Source organism: Pedobacter psychroterrae, from assembly GCF_004331695.1.
In the GTDB taxonomy this organism is placed as follows: domain Bacteria; phylum Bacteroidota; class Bacteroidia; order Sphingobacteriales; family Sphingobacteriaceae; genus Pedobacter; species Pedobacter psychroterrae.
Window position 1 is genome coordinate 1,493,572 of sequence record NZ_SJSL01000001.1, and the last position, 22,905, is coordinate 1,516,476.

The window sequence follows — 22,905 nt, forward strand, 5'->3', positions numbered from 1 at the left end:
GTTCGCAGGGAAATTTTAATATTAATTTTGTTGTATGATCATTGAGCAAATTTATACTGGATGTCTGGCCGAAGCCGCATACTATATTGAAAGCAATGGAGAAGCGGCCATAATTGATCCGCTACGTGAGGTTGAGCCTTATTTAAAAAGGGCAAGGAAAGCCAATGCACAAATAAAGTTTATTTTTGAGACCCATTTTCATGCTGATTTTGTATCTGGACATATTGATCTTTCTGAAAAATCAGGAGCAGAAATCATATACGGGCCAACAGCTAAAACTTCTTTTAAGTCGCACATTGCAGCAGACGGCGAACAGTTTAACATTGGAGAATTAACCATTACTGTTTTACATACGCCAGGTCATACACCTGAATCAACTACTTATTTATTGCTGGACAAGCATGGTAAGCCTCATTGTATTTTTACCGGCGATACCCTGTTCATAGGAGATGTAGGAAGACCTGACCTTGCACAGCAGGGTTCGCTTACTATGGAAGATATGGCGGCAACTTTGTATGATTCTCTGCATAATAAAATCATGACTTTGCCAGATGATGTGTTGGTATATCCCGCCCATGGCGCAGGCTCGGCTTGTGGTAAACACATGAGCAAGGAAACATTTGATACGCTTGGACATCAGAAGGAGGTCAATTATGCACTTAAAGCGGCTACAAAGGAGCAGTTTATTCGTGAAGTCACTTCCGATATATTGCCACCCCCCCAATACTTTGCCAAGAATGCAGCCATGAACAAACATGGTTATGAAAGTTTTGATGAAGTATATGAGAAAGGCCTGAATGGATTGTCTGCAGCAGCGTTTGAATTACTTGCGAATCAAACAGGCGCGTTGATATTAGATACGAGGCCACCTCAGATTTTTGCAAAAGGCTTTATTCCATCATCGGTAAATATTGGGCTGAACGGACAGTTTGCCCCTTGGGTAGGAGCGTTGATCACTGACCTTAAGCAGCCTTTGCTGCTGATTGTGGATGAGGGAAAAGAAGAGGAGGCAATCACCAGGCTGGCACGCGTTGGCTATGACAACACCATAGGTTATCTTGATGGCGGTATTGCGGCATGGGAAACTGCAGGAAAAGAGTTGGATAGCGTTACATCTGTGTCCCCTTCGGAATTTGAGGCAATCTTAAAAAAAGATGCAAACACCAATATCCTTGATGTGAGAAAGCCAGGTGAGTATGAGTCTGAGCATTTAGCATCTTCCCTTACACGTCCTTTAGATTACATCAATGAATGGACTAATGAAATCGATCTAAAAGCAACTTACTACATCCATTGTGCCGGAGGGTATCGGTCTATGATAGCCGCTTCAATACTCAAGGCAAGGGGTGCTGAGCATGTAATAGACATTGCAGGGGGATATGAAGCCATTCAATCTACAGGGCTCGAACGAACCGATTTTGCCTGTTCCTCTAAGGCGATGAAATCTTAGTCGCAAATATTTTAAGTTCCTGCGCTACGCTTTTAAGGTCTTTTGAGGTAATGTAAGATCCCATTACATGGTTTGCAGCATTGGGTATTGCTTTCTTTGATTTCAGGTGTGAAGGCGTGCCGAGTTCATCATACATTTTTAGCATGGCATCCACCCTTACCACAGGGTCCTGCTCCTTTTCATTCTTGTAATAATAGAGCAACAGCACGGGCTGTTTAACTGCCTGAAATGTTTCTCTGGTCATGGTGGTCTCTAATAATTCCTGTAGCTGAACTACAGACTCCAGACGGTATTTCGCATACCAGTATTTTTTGTAAGCTTCAGATCTCCAGTCGAGGGTTCTTTCCTTTCCTCCCATTACTATTCTGGAAATCTGCAGACCCCAGGGATCGTTGAGCATAAAGGCGAGGGGGTCATTTATGGCGATGTTGGGGGATAACAAAATAAGGCTGTTAACCTCAGGATAAGTTGCCGCCAGTTTTAGCGCCAGTGTGCCACCAGTGGAAGTACTTGCAATAATTACTTTTTTGCCAAGTCTTTCTCCTATTTGAAGGGCTTGTTTTGCACTTTCCCAAAGACGGTCGGCCGTCATATATTCCATTGCCGATGTGGTATCTATCCCATGGTCTGCCAGCCTGGCCAAATACAAATTGGCCTTTAGTGTTTTTGCCAGATACCTGTGGACCGGATTGCCTTCCTCTTTTGAGGCCGAGTATCCGTGCAGATAAACGACAGCATATTCTGTTTGGCGCTTAAGGATGCTGTCTGCCCAAACAATCTCTGCCTCATTATCCGGTCTTATTTTGTGCAGGCTTTCTATATGGTCAATGTATTCTTCCAATTGTCCAATTTCTGGTATAGGGAGCATTTTTGTTGCATAGTGTGGATGGGAAGGTCTTGGGCCAAGTAGGTAGACCGTGGTTGCAACCAGCAGCAGCGAGAATAGTATTCCTAAAGTTATTTTCACCTTAAACTTTTTACTAAAAGTACGCTTTTAAAGGAATTTAATTTATGTTTGCACACACATTTTTTAGACGAATGCCGGGAATAAATCAAATAAAACTGCCTATAGCCGCTGACATTGATGTCTTTGAAGAAAAGTTTAAAGCTTCTATGCATAGTGACGCCCCTTTATTGGACCGGATTACTCATTATATTGTAAAAAGGAAGGGTAAACAGATTCGTCCGATGTTTGTGTTCTTTGCCGCTAAACTGTGTGGCGGGATCATAGAATCTACACACCGGGGTGCTGCTTTGGTGGAGCTGTTACATACCGCCACTTTGGTGCACGATGATGTAGTGGACAATGCCTACGAACGCAGGGGATTCTTTTCCATCAATGCTTTATGGAAGAATAAGATAGCTGTGCTGGTGGGAGATTATCTGCTGGCAAAGGGCTTGCTGCTTTCGGTTAATAATGGTGAGTTCAGGTTGCTGCAGATTGTGTCGGAGGCTGTGAAACAAATGAGCGAAGGAGAACTTCTGCAGATTGAAAAAGTAAGGCGGATGGACATTAGCGAAGCGTTGTACTTTGATGTGATCCGCCAGAAAACTGCTTCATTGATTGCTTCCTGTTGCGCATGTGGAGCTGCTTCTGCAGGTGCAGATGAACAGACAGTGGAGAAAATGAGGTTATTTGGTGAAAAAGTGGGAATTGCTTTTCAGATTAAAGATGATACGTTTGACTTCGGGACAGATGATGTAGGCAAACCGCTTGGTATTGATATCAAGGAAAAGAAAGTGACGCTTCCGCTTATTTATGCATTAAACAGAGCAGAAAGATCAGAAAAGAAGAGAATAGTGAGTCTGGTAAAGAACCATCAGGATGATCCAAAAAAAATACAGGAGATCATAGATTTTGTGAATGCAAAAGATGGCGTTCATTATGCCAATCAGAAAATGCTTCAATACCAGCAAGAAGCTTTCGATATCCTGTATAGTTTTGAAGCAGGAGAAGCCAGAACCGGACTGGAGCAGTTGGTCCGCTATACAACTGAACGTAAAAAGTAAACCATTATGAAAACCTTGCTGTCATTACTCATGTCCTGTATGGCAACATTCGCCTATGCACAGGACGATTTTAATTCGGCTTTTAGTGCTATTTATAATGAAGTGCAACTCAATTCAAAGGCTTATATCAACTTAAAGAATGCTACAGAAACAATTGGTCATCGCCTCACAGGTTCTGTAAATGGAGCTCAAGCGGAGGACTATGCATTTAAATTACTTAAATCATATGGCTACGAGGTGAAATTTCAGCCATTTGAAGTCGAAAGCTGGAGCAGACTTACGAATGAAACGAAAATTGGGAATGATATAAATAATCTGACAAAGATAACTTCAGTCACATTAGCGCATTCTCCTGTAAAGGCTAATGTAACTGCCGAGATCAGAGATATGGGAAATGGATTGGAAGATGATTATCTCCTGGATTCAGGTAATGTAAAGGGTAAGATAGCACTGGTATATCTTGGCGTGCTTCCAGGCTCAGCTCCGGGTACACAAACCTTACACCGTTCGGAAAAAGCAGCTATTGCCACAAAGTACGGTGCAGTCGGCATCATCATTATAAATGGAGTAAAGGGTGGGGTCTTGCTGACAGGTACAGCCTCTGTGACAGGTAAATTGATTCCCATCCCGGCAGTCTGCATTGGCCTGGAGAACGGTATGCGTACCAAAGAAAAACTAAAAACACAAAATCAATACGGCAGTTTAGATATGACTAATTTTTCGGGGACTATTAAAGCACGGAATGTAATAGCTACTTTAAAAGGTTCGGAGTTGCCAGAAGAAAAGATCATAGTAGGAGGGCATCTTGACAGCTGGGATCTGGCAACGGGAGCAATTGATAATGGAATCGGTGCGTTTGCGATAATAGATATGGCACGTACGTTTAAGAAATTACAGTTGGCCAATAAGCGGACAGTTGAGTTTGTCTTGTTTATGGGTGAAGAACAGGGCTTGCTTGGCTCTAAAGCATATGTTGACGCTGCAAAGCATTCAAGTATCTTGGGAAAGATCAGGTTTATGCTCAACTATGACATGACAAATGACCCTAAGGGGTTTTCAACAAGTCGAAAGGAAATGCAGGGCTTGTTTGCCGATTGGGGGAATCAGATCGTAAAGCTGGATACAGGGTTTAAGAATACATTTGTTAGTGGAGCCTGGCTGCATAGTGATCATCAGCCCTTTATGCTTCATGGAATTCCCATAGGCGGTGGTACAGGAGGAAGTTTGCCTAACAATTCAGGTCCATACTATCATTCTGACGGCGATGTCTTTAAGCTGGTTGACGAGCAGGGATTAAAGAATACAGTGCGCTACAGCGCTATGCTGGCCTATGCATTGGCGAATACGACTGTTATTCCTGTTGGCCGGCAAACTGAAGCCGATCTTAAAACATTCCTTCAGGAAAACAATTTAGAAGTCCCGTTAAAGATTGCCGGGGAATGGCGATGGTAGTGTGAAACTAAATAACAGAGATTTTTATTCCCAGATTTTGCAGTGTTTTAACAGTGTGCTCAGTGACGCCTTTATCAGTAATAATATGGTCGACTTCCTCAATTCCACAAATTCTGCCAAAGCCACGCTTGCCAAATTTAGTAGAATCAGCCAGTACGATTATTTTTTGAGAAGAGTCAATCATCTGCCTGTTTAAATGCGCTTCAAAGGCATTGGTGGTAGTTAGCCCAAACTCAAGGTCTATGCCGTCTACTCCCAGAAACAGCTTGCTGCAGAATATATTACTCAGTACATTGTCTGAATAAGGGCCTGTGACAGAAGAAGAACTCTTTCTCAGCAGGCCTCCAAGCTGTATCACTTCGATATTGGTATTGTGTACCAGTTCGAGGGCTACATTCAGGGCTGAAGTGATGACTGTTAAGTTTCCTTTTGGCTTGATACATCTGGCGAGTGCCAGCACAGTTGTACCCGACGCAATGATGATAGAATCGTTGTCTTCTATCAGTTCTGCACCTAAATTGCCGATCCTCATTTTTTCATCAGATTGAAGATGCTCCTTCTCGTTAACGGGCTTATCTACCGTGTATGGATTGTGTAAAGTAGCCCCACCATGAGTTCTGTATAGTAAATTTTTATCTTCGAGAAGTTTCAGGTCCTTACGGATTGTGACAGATGAAACATCCAGTTCTTTGCATAAGCCCTGTACATCAAGAGACCCGTTGGCTTGTATCTTATTTAAAATATATTGGTGTCTTTCGGCTATACTAATCATTTAGCGTAATTATTTTCAGATAGTAAGATAGTAAATATTTTATTCGCAGGGTTAATTTTGCTTTAAAAAAATCCACTATAAAAATATTAATTAATTTGTTTTTATTATATAAAATTATGTTTAGTTTCGTTTTGTTATTTATTTGATAATAAACGGAAGTTTGTGAAATTTAAAATAAAGTGCATTGAAAACAAACGAAATGACATTTGACAGAACTATATTTATAAAGAAAATAGAAGCGCAAGCTGATTGGGACGTTATTGTCATAGGTGGCGGTGCTACTGGACTGGGTACAGCGGTGGACGCTGCGTCGCGTGGGTTTAAAACATTGCTTTTGGAGCAATCTGACTTTGCCAAGGGGACTTCAAGCAGAAGTACCAAGCTGGTGCATGGGGGAGTAAGGTATCTGGCACAGGGTGATATCAGTTTAGTATACAAAGCATTGCACGAGCGGGGGTTATTGCGGAAAAATGCGCCGCATCTGGTTAAGGATCAGGAATTCATTATTCCGTGTTATTCCTGGTTATCCAAGTACAAGTATTTGATAGGATTAAAACTCTATGATCTTCTGGCTGGCCAGAGTGGATTTAAGAAATCTTCATTTCTTTCTGCAGATAAAGTTATGGTCGCCATTCCGGGATTGAAACGGGGAAAATTGATAGGAGGTGTGAGCTATAGTGACGGGCAGTTTGACGATGCACGGCTGGCATTGAATTTAGCGCAGACAGCTGCCGAATACGGTGGTGTGCTGTTAAATTATATGAAAGTAACAGGGCTGACCAAAAAAGGTCAGGAGATTAACGGAGTGCAGGTAGTGGATCTGGAGACGGATAAAGCCTATCATTTAACTGCCAGCGTGGTTATAAATGCTACAGGGGTATTTGTGGATGATATCCTGAAAATGGATACACCATCAGGCAGGCCGATTGTAAGGCCAAGTCAGGGTGCACACATCGTGCTTGACAAATCATTTTTGCTAGGTGAAAGTGCCTTAATGATTCCAAAAACCTCTGATGGCAGGGTATTGTTTGCTGTGCCATGGCATGGAAAGGTACTTGTGGGTACTACTGATACCCCGCTGGATCAGCATAGTCTCGAACCGAGGCCGCTGGACAAGGAAATTGATTTTATATTAAATACTGCAGGTAATTACCTGGTAAAGAAACCGTCTAGATCTGACGTCTTATCGGTATTTGCAGGGCTGCGGCCATTGGCAGCTCCAGATAAAAATACCAATAGTACCAAAGAAATCTCCAGAAGCCATAAGCTTATTGTCAGCAAGTCGGGATTGATTACGATAACTGGTGGTAAGTGGACTACCTATAGGAAGATGGCGCTGGACGTAATTGACAAAGCCATTGAACTGGGTAAATTAGATCACAGGCAATGTTTAACTGCCAATATTAAGATTCACGGCTACACGAGGGAAATGCAGGATGGCCCCCTTGGCTTGTATGGTGCCGATGCCCAAGGCATTCAGAATCTGATCCATTTAGAGCCTGAACTGGGACAGAAGCTGCACCCAGAGCATGAGTATGTAAAGGCAGAGATTGTTTGGATGGTGAGACAGGAGATGGCCCGGGCTATTGAAGATGTGCTTTCAAGAAGGATGCGTCTTTTATTTCTTGACGCAAGAGCAACGATGGAACTTGCGCCGGCTGTGGCGGTTATCATGGCAAATGAACTTTGTAAGAGTGAGCAATGGGTTAATCAACAAATTGCTGAATTTACGGATCTTGCAAAACAGTACCTGCTGCAAAACGAATGAAACTGAATTGTCCTGAATTCTACGCAGATCAATTTAACGGAGACATAATGATAGCTTAATACTGCAAAACGGATATTTGCGCCAAATAAAAAAATCGAAATGAAACGAAATGCCGCAAGAAACCCGAATGAACAAAATCAAATAATCAAGTAGTATGAAGAGAAATTTTACCAATCACATAAGATTTACCAAGCTCTCTAAGTACGTATTTTTTGCATGTGCCTTGACCTTGGCGCAGTCACTCCAACTACTTCAGGCTGAGCCTGTTGCAGTTATGGGCGATGGTGCTTTTCAGGAAAAGGTTACCATAAAGGGGACTGTAAAGGATGATGCTGACAATCAACCTTTACCTGGGGTTACCATTACAGACAACCAGCGGAAAGTGTTGGCTATTACCAATGCTGATGGCAACTTTACGGTTACCACTGAGAAAGGAACTGAACTTTCTTTTAACATGTTGGGCTACACCGTTGTAAAGCACATGGCGGCAGGTAATGAGAATAGTTTAAACATTAGAATGGCCACTTCAAGCAATGAACTAAATGAGGTCGTTGTAACTGCTTTAGGTATAAAACGTGAAGAGAAGTCGTTGGGTTATTCTACCACAACTGTTACGAGCGAGCAACTTACCGATGCGGCTTCAAGCAACTGGACAGATGCATTGTCTGGAAAAGTAGCGGGTTTGAACCTGATAAGGTCAGGCTCCGGGCCAACTGGTTCAAATAAGATCATCCTGCGGGGTGAAAACAACCTGACTGGGGAGAATGAAGCCCTGATCGTATTGGACGGTGTGGTGATGAACAATGGTAGTGGCCGCCGTAGCGCCAATGCCGGAGAATCTGCTTATGGAACTAGCAGTGATAACATGCCTGCAGATTATGGTAGCAGTATAAATGACATCAATCCGGAAGATATTGAGAGTGTAACAGTACTTAAGGGGCCTGGTGCTGCGGCCTTATACGGACAGCGTGGCGCAAACGGTGCGATCATCATCACTACAAAGTCTGGCAGTGCCAAGAAAAAAGGAATAGGTATTTCCATCAATTCAAAGGCAGAAATGGAAACCATTAATCGTTTCCCGGACTTGCAGTTTGAATATGGACAAGGCCTTGATGGCGTTGCCTATTATTCTTATGGAGCAAGTTTAGACGGGGCAAGTACCAGTGGTACGAGTTCTGCTTATGGTCCTAAATTTGACGGGCAATACTTTTTTCAGTATAACCCTGACTTACAGGCTGTAGGCGCAGTGCGGACACCTTGGGTTGGATATGAAAATAAAGTCAATAAGTATTTCGAAACAGCCAATACAATAACCAATTCGGTAAGTATTGACGGTGGATCGGAAAAGAATACGGCACGTTTCTCTGTAACCAATGTGAAAAACCAATGGATCATGCCGAATACAGGATATGGAAGAAATTCTGTTTCGCTATCACTGAATTCTAAAGTGAGTGATAAACTGTCAATCACTTCAAAAATACAATATCAGAACAGGTTTAGTGATAACCTGCCCGGAGCCGGCTACGGTAACCAGTCCATCATGTACTGGTACATCTTCTGGCAACCCAATGCCGATCTGGACTGGTTAAAAAATTACTGGGTAAACGGAGCTGAAGGAAAGACAATTAAGTATCCTTTTAGTAGCTTCCCTGAAAATCCTTATGCGATAGCCCATGAGTTTATCAACACACAATCCCGTAATGCAGTTACAGGTAATATTCAAGCTTCTTATAACATTACCAAAGATCTAAGCCTGCTTGTAAGGACCTCTGTTGATTTGAGCTATACAAAAACTGCTCAGGAGCGTCCTTTTGATGCGGGCACCAAATTACCAAAAGGTTCCTACCGGGCACAAAACGTCTATTCTCAGGAAGCGAGCGGTGACTTTTTACTTCGATATTCTAAAAAAATAGGTAAAGATTTTAACTTCTCAGTAACCGGAGGTGGTAGCGTGCTGAAAAACTTCTATAACAGGGATGAGATCAGGGCAGATTCATTGAATGCTCCAGGCATTTATACCGTAGCAAATGCTGCCGGACCGATCATATCTTCCCCGTATAAAAGTCAATATTCCTTAAATAGCTTTTACGGACTGTTCTCTGCGGCCTATAAAGAGTTCTTGTATTTAGACCTGACGGGAAGAAATGACTGGAACAGTGTTTTGGCTACGCCATTGCGTACAGAGAATGCCGGTTTCTTTTATCCTTCAGCGAGTGTCAGTTTCCTGATTTCCGAGACTTTCGAATTGCCAAGTCAAATTAGCTTTGCTAAAGTCAGGTTTTCTGCTTCAGAAGTTGGTAGTGGCGGAACCTCACCTTACCTGACTTCTTACAACTACGTTGTTGCAGGAAATGGTCAATTTGGTGGTGGTTTACAAAATCCCGGCTTACTGTCCAATCCTGATTTAAGACCTTTGAAAACCGTTACTTATGAAATAGGAACTGATGTGCGTTTCTTTAAAAGCAGGCTTGGGCTTGATGTCGCTTATTATTTTGGAAAAACCAAAGATCAGCACTTGAGACGTATTGTCGATCGTTCAACAGGCTTTAGTCAGATCCTGATCAATGCCGGAGAAGTTCAGAATAAGGGAATAGAGATCGCGGTAAACGGATCTCCACTAAAGAGTGAACACGGGCTAAACTGGAATTTGTTCGCAACATTTGCGGCCAATAGCAATAAAGTAACGCAGTTGTTGGACAGCAACGTGGTTTTAAGGACAGGGCCGGTCGCAGGTGGACAGATCGTTGCCAGAGTAGGCGGCAGCATGGGTGATATGTATGGCCGTGGCTATGTGCGCTCGCCTGACGGGCAGATCGTTTATGACGAAAGAACCGGTTTTGCCAAGATCACGGATAACGTGGTTTACATTGGTAATACCATTCCTAAATTCAAAACCAGCCTTGGAACAGACTTAAGGTACAAAGGGTTTAAATTGAGTGTATTGTTTGACGCCCAGGTTGGCGGGGTTGCCCACTCTCTGATGAACTATAAAATGGTGGAGCAGGGGAAATTAAAGAGCACCCTTCCCGGCAGGTACAACGGTATCATAGGTACAGGGGTAATCCAGAATGCAGATGGGTCTTACCGTCCTAACGATGTAATTACATTCGATATAGATAATTATTACCGCTCACACATGGGGGCTGATAATGCAGAAGGAAGCACTTTCAGTACTGATTTCATTAAATTCAGAGAAGCCAGGTTTGACTATACCTTGCCAACCAAAATAACTGCCAGCTTGGGCTTACAAAAAACAACCTTAGGTGTGTATGGCCGAAACCTGTTCATCTGGTCGCCATGGCCGATGTTTGATCCGGAGTTTGGAACGCTTTCGGGAACCGATATTGTTCAGGGCTTTGAGACCGCTCAGTTCCCTTCCACACGTTCTTATGGTATCAATTTAATTGTAGGTTTTTAATTCTATAAAAATGAAAAATATAATATATAAAATTATAGGTGTGCTAATGGCATTCATTATAATACTCCCGTCTTGTAAAGATGGTTTTGAAGATATCAATACAGATCCGAACGGAGCTCCGGATGCACTTCCGAGTCAGTTGTTAGCACCTGCGTTGGTGAGTCTTGTTGGAACAAACATGTCCCGCAACCGTAACTTTACCAATGAACTGATGCAGGTAACAGTAAGCCAGAATGATGATGAACAGGCGATCTTCAGGTATGACTTCAGAAGATCAACTTCTGATTATACCTGGAACAACTGGTACCTGCAGTTGACGAATTTGAAAGACATCTATACTAATTCGGAAAAACTGCCTGTAAATGAAGCTAAAACCTATAAAGCGGTATCTTTAATCCTTCAATCCTGGACTTATTCCTTATTGACGGATACTTATGGGGACGTTCCCTACTTTGAGTCCAATATGGCAAGAGATAGCGCAATTTATGAGCCTAAATTTGACAAACAGAAAGACATTTATACCGATATTTTTCTGAAACTGGAGGAAGCCAATGAATTGTTAAAAACGGGAGCGGCCATTAACGCTGCAAGTGACCCAATTTATGGGGGAGTAGCGGCCGCCTGGCGCAGGTTTTCTAATTCTCTGTATTTAAGATTATTACTTAGGGTTTCCGGGAAAGCTGAAATTTCTGCAGATGTAATAGCCAAGATCAAGGATATTGTAGACATCAAATCGGCAGATTACCCAAGAATCACCAGTAATGCCCAATCAGCTATCCTGAAATGGAATGGTACAGGCCCTTATACTTCCCCTTTTATGATTAGTGTTAGGGCTCAGGATTTCAGGGCGCCGGCTATCGCCTCTTTCTTTATCGATCCACTAAGAAACTGGTTCTCTCCATTGATCAATCTCGGAACTTATGGGATCAACAGCACGCCAAGGCTGGGGATCAGCCCAAGTGCCAAAACCTTTACCGGAGTACCAAGTGGTTATCTGCCAGGACAGGGGGAGACTAAAAATGCTTATTTTTATTCTTATGAGCAATTAAATGCTTCCAAGCCGGTTACTTCTCTGCAAAATGATGCGATGACCGGAATGATCATGAATTTTTCAGAAGTACAGTTTATTCTTGCAGAATGTGCGGCCAAAGGCTGGATTGCAGGCAGTGCTGAAACCTTCTGGAAAACTGGGATGTTAAATTACATCACCCTCTGGTTGCCAAACTGGCCTAATGCGACCGCCTTAAATACAGCTCCAAGTCCGGCAATGACCATTACTTCTCAGCCATTTCTGGATTACTTAACTGGCGGGGATATTTTATTCGGGGCTAGTTTACCGGAACAAATGCAAGCTATACATATGCAGAAATACTATGCCATGTTCATGGTCGATTTGCAGCAGTGGTTCGAGTACCGCCGTACTGGATACCCGGTATTGCCAAAAGGACCTGGTCTAAGGAATAACGGGATAATGCCTGCAAGAATGACCTACCCGGTATATGTGGAATCTGCTAATCCAACCAATTATAAAGCTGCGGTAGCTGCACAAGGGCCTGATCATATTTCTACTCAGGTTTGGTGGCAGAAACCATAAACTAAAGTTCTAAAGAATTTATATTTAATGATATTAAAATGAAAAAAATATTTATTTACTCATTCTTTTTACTTGGTTTGGCATTTGCCATTGCTGGATGTAAAAAGAACAATTATCCAGGTGGTACAATCAGTGCTTTCATTCCGATGTACGATTTAAGGAATTTGTATAAGGGCGCTGACCTGACCCTAACGCAGGACAATATGTTTGGCTCCAACCAGATATCCGGAGTGGTGATATCTGATCATCCCGGAGGTAATTTGCCCGAAGGATACTTGATACTTCAGGACAAGCGTCGTTTAAACGAGTTGAGAGGTATTGCCATACCAATAGGTGCGGCGGCTAAAGATTATGTTTCAGGAGATTCTATCCACGTGCATATTGTAGGTGGAGTATTGAAGCGCGAGAATGGTATGCTGCAGATTATCGGCATTACACCAGATAAGATCACAAAAATTTCCAGTGGAAATGTAATCCCGCCAAACAGAGTTCCTTCCAGTTTTATTTTACTAGATCCGGATAAATATGAAAGCACCCTGGTGGCTATTGCCAAAGGCACATTTGATCCCCTTCCTTCACCTGCCGATACTTATTCGGGTGCGAAGCTTATAAATGATGGTTTCGCAGATATACCCTTAGTTACGCTTGGTGCTGCAACATTTGCCAACAGTGCCAATCTGCCAGTTGTAGGTAACTTTTATGGAATAGTAGTTAACAGGTCACTTCCTGAAGGCAAGCTGACCCCGGAAATCCGTATGCGTAAGTTAAGTGACGCTGTTGTACTTAGTAACAATATTGAGGTTGCCCCGGCGGTAATATCCGGATGGATCAACGATCCTCAGGGTACAGATGCTAATAATGAATACATACAGTTCCTTGCCACTCAGGACATAGATTTTGCAACCACACCGATGTCTGTGGTAACCAGCAATAATGCAGGTACTGCTGAACCTACAGGAGCCCCGTTAAATGGCTGGGCTACCGGTGGTGTACGTACCTATAAGTTTAACATCACGACCGGAACTGCTAAAAAGGGAACGTATTTCTATGTAGGAGGTACCAACCAATTGATCAATAGTACCGGCTCTACGAATATTTCTACCACTGCAAATTTTGTGAAGACCAGAAACTATGGAAGTTCTGCCGGAGAAAGTTTTGGAAACACAACGACCAATCTGTTGGCCAATAGTGGAAATGCCTATGGTATTGCCTTATTCAATGGAACTACAGTTACTGTTACCTCGGTGCCGGTAGATGTGGTTTGGGTGAGCACTGGAGGGGCTTTATACCAGGCTTCACCAGCTGCGGGGTTCCGTGTAGCTGCCAACGATTTCTACGACAGGATTAATCCACTGACACTTGCTGAGCAGCCCTTCTTTACCCAGGGCCTAAATACCTTGAACTTCATTTATGCGCCAACTTCAGATGCAGGATGGTTTTATAAGGTAAGCGGTGTGTATAACCCCGATCAGGGAAAATGGGTAAAAGCACGTTCACATTTTGTTTTCCAGTTGGAAAAAACATCTACCGTTGAAACGATTGAAGGGCCAACAGAGCGAATCTGGTATGACAGGGCTACAAATGAGGAAGTTAGAAGAGATACAGTTTACGCTACAAGTCTTAAAAAACCAAAGATTTAATAGCTTTTTTATATTAATCACTAAAGAAATTAAGAAGGCCTGGATATCAGGCTTCCTTAATTTTTAAACTTAAAACCATACATCCATGAACAGAAGATCCTTTTTACAAAGTGTCGGTTTTGTAACCGGCAGTGCGTTTATTAGCCTCCATAGCAATGCTTTTAATAAGCTTGGCCGCGATAAAACCATAAAAGGAATAGTAAAAGATGGCAAGAGGGGAGTAGCTAATGTGGCCATTTCTGACGGTTATTCAGTTGTTTTAACAGATGCTAAGGGGAATTACAGTATTACTCCCGATGCAAAGGCAACAAATATCTTCATGAGCACGCCTGCTGGCTATGAATTTAAAACCGATTACCATGTAGCAAAGCAATATGAAACATTGGGTAGCCGTAATGAATACGATTTTACAATTAAGGCCCTTAAAAGAAACGACAACAAGCATAACTTCATCATTTGGGCAGACCCGCAGGTACAAAACAAAAAGGATGTCAAAAAAATGATGGAGACCTCTGTACCTGATGTGCAGCAGCTAGTTAAATCGATGGGGCCGGATGCATTGATCCATGGTGTTGGCGTGGGCGACCTGGTTTGGGATAACCATGAGCTGTTCCCGGATTATAACCGTGCCATCGCATTGATGGGTATTCCATTTTTCCAGGCACTGGGTAACCACGATCAGGATTACAGAATGGGTGGCGATGAAGCCTCCGATAAGACTTTTAAGGAAATATACGGCCCAACCTACTATTCTTTCAATCGGGGCAAAGCACACTACGTGGTACTCGATGATGTTCGGTACCTTGGTGTAGAGCGAACCTATGACGGTTATATTCTGGAAAATCAGTTAACCTGGCTGACTCAGGACCTGAAACATGTAGCTAAAGATCAGCTGCTGATCATCTGCCTGCATATTCCGGTTCACAATTCCGTAAAAAATAATGCTGCGCTTTACACCTTGCTGGATGGCTATAAAAACGTACACATCATGTCGGGCCATACGCACTATAACCTTAACAACATCAAAGACGGTATATACGAGCATAATCATGGAACTGTCTGTGGTGCCTGGTGGACCGGGCCGATCTGTGCGGACGGAACCCCCAGCGGATATGGCGTATATGAGGTTGATGGTAACCAGCTAAAATGGTATTACAAATCTACCGGACAAAATAGCGACCATCAGTTGCGCGTTTCAGTAGATACGCTTACCAATCAAAAAAGGGTAATTGCCAACGTCTGGAACTGGGATCCGGAATGGAAGGTAACCTATAGTCTGGATGGTAAAGAAATGGGTGAGCTGGCACAAGAAAAAGGGGTAGACCCGCTGGCTGTAAAATTGTTCAACACTCCGGTAGAACAAGGGGAAAGAAAATTTAAAGAACCGAAAAAGAACAATCACATATTTGTAGCCCATTTTAAACCAGAGGTTAAAGTAGTAACTGTGGTAGCAACAGACCGTTTTGGAAAAAAATATACGATAACAAAGGATGCTTAATTACTAAATCCAGTAATAGATGAAGAATTTAATTGGTGTGGCCGCACTGGCCATGGTCGGATTATCTGCTTGTAAGACCATAAATAAAGCTAATCAGGATGCGGCTGCGAAATTCCCGGTATTTAGCACTGAAGCACATCGTGGTGGAAGAGGGTTAATGCCGGAAAATACAATCATTGCCATGTTGGATGCAATGAGTTATGGCAACATTACCACCCTGGAAATGGATACACATATTACCAAGGACAATCAGGTGGTGGTCACACATGACGACTACCTGAGCCCTGGTTTTATGCTAACCCCTGAGGGCAAAGAAATTCCTCCTGGTGATGCTAAGAAATATCCGGTCTATCAAATGAATTATGATCTGCTTAAAGCCTTTGACATCGGGACTAAAGTTAATGCAGGATTTACCCAGCAGAAAAAAGTTAAAACCTATATTCCATTGCTGGCAGATTTAATAGACAGTGTACAAACAGAGATTAAGGTTAAAAATAAAAAGCAGGTTTTCTACAACATTGAAACGAAGTGCGGCCCTGCAGGAGATGGAGTGGTTAACCCGGTACCGGAGGTATTTGTTAAGTTGCTAATGGATGTTATTGAGCAGAAGAAAATTACACCTTATGTTGTTATTCAGTCTTTTGACAAAAGAACAATTCAACTCATCAATCAAAAATACCCGAAGGTGAAAACCTCTTTTTTGATTTCTAACAAAAAGAGTTACGACGAGAATATTGCAGATTTGGGATATAAACCATTTATTTACAGCCCTGAATGGAAACTGGTCAATGAAGAACTGGTTAGTAAGGCACATACTGACGGGGTCAAAATAGTTCCCTGGACACCAAATACAAAAGCAGATATTGATCGTTTAAAAGCTTTAAAGGTAGACGGCATTATCACTGACTATCCAAATCTCTTTTAAGAATATATGGCAGATACCTTGCGGGTAAAGGTACAGGAGGCCTTGTTTACATACTTGTTTTCCGCATAAGCTTCTTTACCTAGTTTTCTCAGTGTTTTGTAATGAGAAACCAACGCAGCACTAAACGTGGCGCTTTCTATATAAGGAAGACCAAATTCTTCGGCAGTTTGCTTAACAATATGGCCTATAGCAGGATAGTGTATGTGACATATTTTAGGAAAAAGATGGTGTTCTATCTGTCTGTTCAGTCCCCCACAAAGAAATCCGGCTACTTTATTGTCTACCGCAAAATTGGCGGTAGTCCGCATTTGATGTTCAGCCCATGCTTCTTCAATATTTCCCTTTTCATCAGGGAAAGGAAAGCTGGTACCCTCTACTACATGTGCGAGTTGAAATACTAAGCCTAATACCAGGCCCTGGGAGAACTGCATAGCTAAAAAGCCTATCAGGAATTGCCACCAGGTTATATCAATGACAATCAGCGGAAGCACGATAAAAAGAAAATAATAAATCGATTTATAAAAAAACAACTTATAATATTCAATTTTAGGATGTACCAGTTCATGTTCACCAATTTTCTTTTGAAAGAACTTTTTATAATCCTTTCTAAATACCCAGGACAACATAGAGAAACTATAAAGAAAGAAAGCATAGAAATGCTGGTAACGTTGTAGTTTGTTCACCGTTTCAGACTCAGAAAAACGGATCAGGCCGGGTGCTACATCAATGTCTTCATCATGTCCGGCTATATTGGTATAGGTGTGGTGAACAATGTTATGACAGATATTCCATACATAAGGGCTTGCCCCGATCAGGTTAAACACAAAACTAAATACATTATTTATTTGTTGGTTTTTGGAGAAGGATTTGTGAATGGCATCGTGACAGATGTTAAAGCCGACAAATGCACCAATCATGCCCAACAAAATAGCCAGCCAAAACTTAAACGACAGACTGAAGTCTCCAACCAGGATCAGTAAATAGACGGTGACAAGACTGGTCAAAAAAAACAGTGCTTTGAACCACATTGCCGAATTGGCGTACGTTGAAATATTTCCCTCCGTAAAATAAGCCTCTACCCGCGCACGTACTGTACCATAGAATGCCGATTTATTAGCATTTATAAATTTAAGCTTTTTCGCCATGAACAAATTTCCCTCGTATTGTATATATCCCTGAGATATTTAGCTAATGTACTATAATTATTAAAAGAATACATCATTACCTACGTAAATTCGTTTACATCAGATTTTGACCGCGCTTCGGATTTTATATTAAAAAAATGTTTATTTTTACAGCCCCGCTTATGGAACAGATAAAAACATCATTTGATTTTGAAAAGCCTTTAGCTGAACTTATTCAGCAGATTGAAAAGGTTAAACAGGTTGCCGATAAAACAAAAGTAGATATGTCTGCTACGCTCATAGAGTTGGAAGAAAAAGTGGCTCAGACCCGCGAAACGCTTTATTCCAACCTTACGGGATGGCAAAAAGTTCAGATGTCCCGTCATGCTGAAAGGCCACAGACTTTGGACTACATCAGTATGATCTGCGATGATTTTATTGAAATGCATGGCGACAGGACTGTAAAAGATGATAAGGCGATCATAGGCGGCTTTGCCACCATTAATGGGCAGTCGGTAATGATCATTGGTCATCAGAAAGGGAAAAACACGAAAGAGCGGCAATACCGTAATTTTGGCATGGCCAATCCTGAAGGCTATAGAAAGGCACTTCGCCTGATGAGGCTAGCCGAGAAATTTAATAAACCAGTTATTTCTTTTATTGATACCATGGGTGCTTATCCTGGCCTGGAAGCAGAAGAACGCGGACAGGGCGAGGCCATTGCCAGAAACTTGTTGGAAATGTCCATATTGAGGGTGCCTATTCTTTGTTTTGTAGTAGGTGAAGGTGCTTCAGGCGGTGCATTGGGGATAGGGATAGGAGATAAGGTCTACATGCTGGAGCATACCTGGTATTCGGTCATATCACCTGAGTCCTGTTCTTCTATTTTATGGAGAAGCTGGGACTATAAAGAAAGGGCAGCGGAATGCCTCAAACTGACTTCTGATGATATGTACAATAACAAACTGATAGACGGAATCATTAAAGAACCTCTTGGCGGTGCACATCAGAATCCTGAAGAAATGGCCCAGACCATTAAAGAGCAGATCATAAAAGACCTCGAAATACTTAAAAAAGAAAAGACCGACAAAATGATCGCAACCAGAATTGATAAGTTTTGTGCGATGGGGGTTGTTCAAGAAGGTTAAACTATTCTCCGGCTGCATAATTTGGCTCTGAAGAAGAGCCAAAAGCCGCTAGGCCGGTTCATAGAACACTCGTTTATAGTAGCAAAAAAGGCCTGCAATTTTTCGAAATTGCAGGCCTTTTTTTTAGTAATATCTGTATTAACGCTATGTATTTTAATACTGGTAATGCTTTTTTTTTGAGTAAAATCTGTATTATCGCTATATATTTTAATACCTGTATTCTTTATTGTCATTGAATCAATCACTTCTTTAACTGTAATTCTTCAATCCCTCCATGCTTATCCTTTCATTTAATCTCCTTCGCTTGTCCGTTACAAAAATCGAGTGTTCTGTGAACCGGCATAGCGTCTTTTGGCTCTTTTTCAGAGCCAAATTATGCAGCCGGAGAACAGAATGCGAGATTTATTGTGGGCCAAAGTACTGAGCAAACCTGCCTTCCATCGCAGTAAATTTCTGAGTCAGCTTTTCAGCCAGCTTATCCTGTTTGTTTACAGCAGCTGTCTTGGCCATTTGATTTAAGAATGACCATCCCATCTGCACATTCTGTGAACCAATCAGCTTATTTTTACTTTTAGACAGATCTGCCAGGTAGATCAGTTCTTTCTCGATATAATCAGCAGATTTCTCCATCAGGGCATTTGCCCTGCTGATGTCCTTCAACTGATAAAGATTTTCTGCCATGAAGTAGGTTCCCATTGTAGAACGCAGTCCAAAAAATCTATTAGGCATCACTTTAAAATAGCGGTCTGCCACCTTTTTAGCTTCTGCCGTCTTTCCTTCTTTAAGCAGGCCTGTGATTGCATTGTTGAAAATATTTGTAAAGATCGACACATCATCTGCAGATTGTGTATCCAGATAGCGGGCATTTTTTACATTTCCCCATACAAACTTGTTCATCAGGTTGTCATACAATGCAGGAGTATTGATGAGGTCTTGCTTCTCGGTACCAGTGGTATCAAGTTTCAATGGCATTAAGCGCATAGCCAGACCTTCTGTATATAAATAGTTATCCAGCCCATTATATTGTTCTGATGGGACGGTACTTGCAAAATAAATAGGTCGCTCCCAGTTATTGTGCACCAGGATGTCAAACATTGCCAAAGTACCTTTAGTTACATAATTTTTATTAAATGTCCATTCCAGCTCAGGAACAATTTTTGCCGAATCAGCAGTGGCAACAACCTTGTTTTTAATTACATCTGCCTTGTTTACGGTCAGCTTAAAATGTTTGGTCGGTATTATATTAACCTTTCTGCCATCCTGCATAGTAAGCTTGTCTTCATCGTCGTTGGAAAGCAGGATGCCAAGTATATTGCTCAGTTCAACAGAACCAGCCACTTTATAATCCTGGTAATACATCACATCCCTTACGCCTTGTACATAATCTGCTTCTTTCATAGATAGCGGTAATGGTGCAGATTCGTTTTGCTTGCGCCTCATACCATCAATGTACCAGTCAGTATCAAATAAGCTTAAATTCACCAGGCGGATATCCGGCCTGATATTTTCCACTTCCTGAGCATACCACAGCGGATAGGTGTCATTATCACCATATGTAAACAAGATGGCATTAGGGGCGCAGGATTGAAGATAATCTATGGCGATATCACGTGCCACCCATTTAGTCGACCTGTCATGATCGTCCCAGCCCTGTGCAGCCATAATAATGGGAGCAGCAAATAAGCCAATTACAGTGGCACCAATGGCGCCGTTTAAAGGGGTAATCTTCTTTGACAGCCAGTCGCGTATGGCCAATACCCCAATACCGATCCATATTGCAAATGCATAGAATGATCCGGCATATGCATAATCACGTTCTCTTGGTTCCAGCGGCTTTTGATTGAGGTACAACACAATCGCGATCCCGGTAAAGAAGAATAACAGCGCTACGATCCCTGCATCTTTCTGATTGCGTTTAAAGTGCCAGTATGCACCGATCAGCCCAATAATCAGTGGTAAGAAAAAGAACCTGTTGTAGGCTTTATTTTCAGTGATCGACGGAGGAAGATGGGATTGGTCGCCAAGACGTATGGCATCAATAGGTTTGATTCCACTTAACCACTGCCCGTCATATATACTTCCCTGACCTTGTTCGTCATTTTGACGGCCAACAAAATTCCACATAAAATACCTCATGTACATTTGTCCGGTCTGGTAGCTAAAGAAAAATCCAATATTATCAAAAAGAGTAGGGAAGTGGTCGTCACTGAGCCCCATCATGTCTTTATAATAGCTTACATGTCTTGCATCATCGCTATACATCCTTGGAAACGGTGTAGTTTTATCATACTCAGCTTCTGATTTTTTACCAGCCTCTTCATACTTGTCAGCACCTTTTCTGTAGATGGTTTTACCATCTTCATAGTTCACTACTTCTGAATTATAATTAGGACCAAATAGCAGCGGTCTGTCGCCATATTGCTCCCTGTTTAAATAACCCAGAAAAGAAAATGCATTGTCCGGGTTACTATTGTTCAGGTTGGGGCTTGCCTTGGCACGGATGATGATCATGGCAAAAGAAGCATAACCGAAAATGATCAGTACGGTTGATAATAAAGCAAGATTAAGTATCTTTTTCTGATGCTTGATAGAATATCTGATACCCCATACCAAGCCACCAATCAATAAAATAGCGAAGAATATTACACCAGTTCCGAAGCCCATACCTAGCGTATTGACAAAGAATAAGTCAAAATATGCCCCTAATGATACGATATACTGTATGATGCCGTATTGTATGACCGCTAGAATAAGCACGCCTATCACACCCGTTTTTACGACACCGGAAGTGGTAGCGTCCTTTGTTTTTCTGAAATAGTAAACAAATGCAATTGCAGGTATGGTTAATAAGTTTAGCAAGTGGATACCGATAGATAAACCCATAATGTAGGCGATAAAGAGTAACCATCTGTCGGCCCGTGGATCATCTGCTACGGCTTCCCATTTTAATATGGCCCAGAAAACGATCGCTGTAAATAACGAAGACAATGCATAAACTTCAGATTCAACCGCTGAAAACCAGAAGCTATCTGAAAATGTATAGGCCAGTGCACCAACAATACCTGCCCCTATGATGGAAACTAAGTTTGCTTTGCTAAGCTCTTCTCCTTCTTTGAGCAGTACTTTTTTTGCGAGCGCAGTAATGGTCCAAAACAAAAATAATATCGTAGCACCACTTGCCACAGCCGAGCCAACGTTCATAAAGTAGGCCACTTTGCTAAGGTCTCCCAATGCAAAAAGAGAAAAGAAATGTTGTATCATTAAAAACAAGGGAGCACCTGGTTGGTGTACTACCTGCATTTTAAGTGCTGAGGCAATAAATTCACCGCAGTCCCAAAAACTAACTGAGGGTTCAAGTGTTAAGATATAGGTTAATGTAGCAATTGCAAAACAAAACCAACCGGCGATGTTATTGATTTTTAAATAATTCATTTCTTGATCGAGTAGTTATTAATATATAAGGCTATTAATTGCAGCCGAAAATAAAGAATAAGATTGATAATCGTATAATCTAATAACGAGTTTAACATATCCCTTTTTATCCTGATCGTTCTACCATGTATAAATAGAATTTAACAATTGGGTTGGTTTGGTCAACCTTTTTATAAAGCATTGGTGAAGAATTGTCTTAGCCCGATCTAATGCTTCTATTAATAAATCATTAGATCGTGTTTGATTCGTGTCTAAATTATGTTTACATCGCCAGGCATTCGAACCGAACATGTATCAAATACGTTCCAAACATGTTCCAAACACGAAGCAATACAATGTTTAGGCTAAGCTAAGACAATGCTTTACCTGTGCTTTTTACCGGGCGTGGCAAATTCATTACGCAATTTTAATCCGCTGGTATTCTGGGTGATGAATTCAGGCCAAAAAATCTTTTGTGTTTTTTTTACATTTTTTGCTTTCTGGTATTGCAGAAGTGAAAAATGTGCGTAAATTTGCATTCCATTTCAAAGCAACCTTTGATGGAAGATTGCCCGATAGTATAAAGGTAGTACAACGGTTTTTGGTACCGTTTGTCTAGGTTCGAATCCTGGTCGGGCAACTAATAATATTCGGATTGTGAGTTTAAATGCACAATCCGATTTTTTTTAACCAGT

14 protein-coding genes and 1 tRNA gene are annotated in these 22,905 nt (G+C 41.8%); 11 read left to right on the forward strand and 4 right to left on the reverse strand.

Annotation, left to right across the window (positions count from 1 at the left end; translation table 11 throughout):
- Positions 1-34 precede the first annotated feature (34 nt).
- On the forward strand, positions 35-1,450 hold the full coding sequence (locus tag EZ437_RS06565) for an MBL fold metallo-hydrolase (RefSeq protein ID WP_131594401.1): 1,416 nt from the start codon (positions 35-37) through the stop codon (positions 1,448-1,450).
- Here EZ437_RS06565 and EZ437_RS06570 read toward each other — a convergent pair.
- Entirely contained in the window at positions 1,431-2,417 is a 987-nt protein-coding gene (locus EZ437_RS06570) for an alpha/beta hydrolase (RefSeq protein ID WP_131594403.1), read from the reverse strand. The two genes, EZ437_RS06565 and EZ437_RS06570, sit on opposite strands and share 20 nt — an antisense overlap.
- Before the next feature lie 71 nt (positions 2,418-2,488).
- On the opposite strand from EZ437_RS06570, the gene EZ437_RS06575 reads away from it, so the two are divergent.
- Positions 2,489-3,460, forward strand: coding sequence for a polyprenyl synthetase family protein (locus tag EZ437_RS06575; protein ID WP_131594405.1), 972 nt, complete (start codon positions 2,489-2,491; stop codon positions 3,458-3,460).
- Positions 3,461-3,466: 6 nt separating this feature from the next.
- The gene (locus tag EZ437_RS06580; RefSeq protein ID WP_131594407.1) at positions 3,467-4,912 is read left to right on the forward strand and encodes a M28 family peptidase; all 1,446 of its coding nucleotides are present in this window, start codon (positions 3,467-3,469) and stop codon (positions 4,910-4,912) included.
- A 7-nt stretch (positions 4,913-4,919) separates the two neighbouring features.
- Here the strand turns inward: EZ437_RS06580 and EZ437_RS06585 are convergent, their stop codons facing one another.
- Positions 4,920-5,684, reverse strand: coding sequence for a DeoR/GlpR family DNA-binding transcription regulator (locus EZ437_RS06585; RefSeq protein WP_131594409.1), 765 nt, complete (start codon positions 5,682-5,684; stop codon positions 4,920-4,922).
- A gap of 199 nt (positions 5,685-5,883) precedes the next feature.
- Here EZ437_RS06585 and EZ437_RS06590 point away from each other — a divergent pair, with 199 nt between their 5' ends.
- The 6 genes from EZ437_RS06590 (at position 5,884) to EZ437_RS06615 (ending at position 16,527) form a co-directional block, all read left to right on the forward strand.
- Positions 5,884-7,452: a glycerol-3-phosphate dehydrogenase/oxidase gene (locus EZ437_RS06590; protein WP_131595217.1), complete on the forward strand. Its 1,569-nt coding sequence runs from the start codon at positions 5,884-5,886 to the stop codon at positions 7,450-7,452.
- 154 nt (positions 7,453-7,606) lie between these two features.
- Entirely contained in the window at positions 7,607-10,870 is a 3,264-nt protein-coding gene (locus tag EZ437_RS06595; protein WP_131594411.1) for a SusC/RagA family TonB-linked outer membrane protein, read from the forward strand.
- A gap of 10 nt (positions 10,871-10,880) precedes the next feature.
- Positions 10,881-12,464: a SusD/RagB family nutrient-binding outer membrane lipoprotein gene (locus EZ437_RS06600; protein WP_131594413.1), complete on the forward strand. Its 1,584-nt coding sequence runs from the start codon at positions 10,881-10,883 to the stop codon at positions 12,462-12,464.
- Positions 12,465-12,502: 38 nt separating this feature from the next.
- Complete coding sequence (locus tag EZ437_RS06605; RefSeq protein ID WP_131594415.1) at positions 12,503-14,104, forward strand: DUF5689 domain-containing protein; 1,602 nt, start codon at positions 12,503-12,505, stop codon at positions 14,102-14,104.
- An 85-nt stretch (positions 14,105-14,189) separates the two neighbouring features.
- Positions 14,190-15,602: a calcineurin-like phosphoesterase C-terminal domain-containing protein gene (locus EZ437_RS06610; RefSeq protein ID WP_131594417.1), complete on the forward strand. Its 1,413-nt coding sequence runs from the start codon at positions 14,190-14,192 to the stop codon at positions 15,600-15,602.
- A 19-nt stretch (positions 15,603-15,621) separates the two neighbouring features.
- Positions 15,622-16,527 (forward strand): glycerophosphodiester phosphodiesterase family protein, encoded by a 906-nt coding sequence (locus tag EZ437_RS06615; protein WP_131594419.1) that lies wholly within the window; start codon positions 15,622-15,624, stop codon positions 16,525-16,527.
- Here EZ437_RS06615 and EZ437_RS06620 read toward each other — a convergent pair.
- Positions 16,524-17,672: a fatty acid desaturase family protein gene (locus EZ437_RS06620; protein ID WP_131594421.1), complete on the reverse strand. Its 1,149-nt coding sequence runs from the start codon at positions 17,670-17,672 to the stop codon at positions 16,524-16,526. The two genes, EZ437_RS06615 and EZ437_RS06620, sit on opposite strands and share 4 nt — an antisense overlap.
- Before the next feature lie 161 nt (positions 17,673-17,833).
- Here EZ437_RS06620 and EZ437_RS06625 point away from each other — a divergent pair, with 161 nt between their 5' ends.
- Positions 17,834-18,799, forward strand: a complete 966-nt coding sequence (locus EZ437_RS06625) for an acetyl-CoA carboxylase carboxyltransferase subunit alpha (protein ID WP_131594423.1) — start codon at positions 17,834-17,836, stop codon at positions 18,797-18,799.
- Between the two features lie 402 nt (positions 18,800-19,201).
- On the opposite strand, the gene EZ437_RS06630 is transcribed toward EZ437_RS06625, so the two are convergent.
- Positions 19,202-22,231, reverse strand: coding sequence for a glycosyltransferase family 117 protein (locus EZ437_RS06630; protein WP_131594425.1), 3,030 nt, complete (start codon positions 22,229-22,231; stop codon positions 19,202-19,204).
- 548 nt (positions 22,232-22,779) lie between these two features.
- On the opposite strand from EZ437_RS06630, the gene EZ437_RS06635 reads away from it, so the two are divergent.
- Positions 22,780-22,850: transfer RNA gene (locus tag EZ437_RS06635), tRNA-Gln, on the forward strand.
- The last annotated feature ends 55 nt before the right edge of the window (positions 22,851-22,905 follow it).

Excerpts from the sequence above, each read along its gene's own strand:
- EZ437_RS06620 (WP_131594421.1), bottom strand. The coding sequence starts at position 17,672 with ATGGCGAAAAAGCTTAAATTTATAAATGCTAATAAATCGGCATTCTAT.
- EZ437_RS06630 (WP_131594425.1), bottom strand. The coding sequence starts at position 22,231 with ATGAATTATTTAAAAATCAATAACATCGCCGGTTGGTTTTGTTTTGCA.
- EZ437_RS06585 (WP_131594409.1), bottom strand. The coding sequence starts at position 5,684 with ATGATTAGTATAGCCGAAAGACACCAATATATTTTAAATAAGATACAA.
- EZ437_RS06600 (WP_131594413.1), top strand. The coding sequence starts at position 10,881 with ATGAAAAATATAATATATAAAATTATAGGTGTGCTAATGGCATTCATT.
- EZ437_RS06575 (WP_131594405.1), top strand. The coding sequence starts at position 2,489 with ATGCCGGGAATAAATCAAATAAAACTGCCTATAGCCGCTGACATTGAT.
- EZ437_RS06625 (WP_131594423.1), top strand. The coding sequence starts at position 17,834 with ATGGAACAGATAAAAACATCATTTGATTTTGAAAAGCCTTTAGCTGAA.
- EZ437_RS06605 (WP_131594415.1), top strand. The coding sequence starts at position 12,503 with ATGAAAAAAATATTTATTTACTCATTCTTTTTACTTGGTTTGGCATTT.
- EZ437_RS06610 (WP_131594417.1), top strand. The coding sequence starts at position 14,190 with ATGAACAGAAGATCCTTTTTACAAAGTGTCGGTTTTGTAACCGGCAGT.
- EZ437_RS06565 (WP_131594401.1), top strand. The coding sequence starts at position 35 with ATGATCATTGAGCAAATTTATACTGGATGTCTGGCCGAAGCCGCATAC.
- EZ437_RS06595 (WP_131594411.1), top strand. The coding sequence starts at position 7,607 with ATGAAGAGAAATTTTACCAATCACATAAGATTTACCAAGCTCTCTAAG.
- EZ437_RS06580 (WP_131594407.1), top strand. The coding sequence starts at position 3,467 with ATGAAAACCTTGCTGTCATTACTCATGTCCTGTATGGCAACATTCGCC.
- EZ437_RS06590 (WP_131595217.1), top strand. The coding sequence starts at position 5,884 with ATGACATTTGACAGAACTATATTTATAAAGAAAATAGAAGCGCAAGCT.
- EZ437_RS06615 (WP_131594419.1), top strand. The coding sequence starts at position 15,622 with ATGAAGAATTTAATTGGTGTGGCCGCACTGGCCATGGTCGGATTATCT.